The organism is Halomonas elongata (assembly GCF_029081005.1).
Classification (GTDB): domain Bacteria; phylum Pseudomonadota; class Gammaproteobacteria; order Pseudomonadales; family Halomonadaceae; genus Halomonas; species Halomonas elongata_B.
Genome location: NZ_JAJQTQ010000078.1, coordinates 1 through 493, shown reverse-complemented (window position 1 = coordinate 493; position 493 = coordinate 1). Strand labels below are relative to the sequence as shown.

Annotated in this window: 1 protein-coding gene; it reads right to left on the bottom strand. The window is 65.7% G+C overall.

Annotation, left to right across the window (positions count from 1 at the left end):
- The coding region (locus LU493_RS19510) for an MFS transporter (protein ID WP_275289465.1) at positions 1-479 on the bottom strand (479 nt) is incomplete at its 3' end.
- Between the last annotated feature and the right edge of the window lie 14 nt (positions 480-493).

The window sequence follows — 493 nt, the reverse complement described above, 5'->3', positions numbered from 1 at the left end:
CCGAGGGCGCCCATCACTGCGCTGCCGCGGACCACCGCCACCCGGCTGTAGCGATCGATAAACCAGCCGCCGGTAAAGCGGCCCAGCGTCATGCCGAGGGTGAAACCGGCATAAATCAGGGAGCCGGAGGTGGGGCTAAAGCCGTGGCCATCCACCATCAGCAGCGGCAGCCAGTCGTTGGCCGAGCCTTCGGCAAAGGCCATCGCCAGGACAATGACGCCGATCAGCAGCAGCTGCGCGTCGCGCCACACCGGCAGACCTTTCGCCTCACCGTGGGCGACTTCGGCGGCATTTTTACCGGTGCCGTCGGGAATGGCGCGGATAGCAATGGCGATGGGCAGGATAGCCACCAGCGCAGCCGCCAGGATGTGCGGGGCGGCCGGCAGACCGAATCCGGTCACTGCCATGCCCACCCCGGCGCCGAACAGGGTGCCAAAGCTGTAGAAGCCATGCATCATCGGCAGCACCGTTTTATTCATCTCCCGCTCGATCG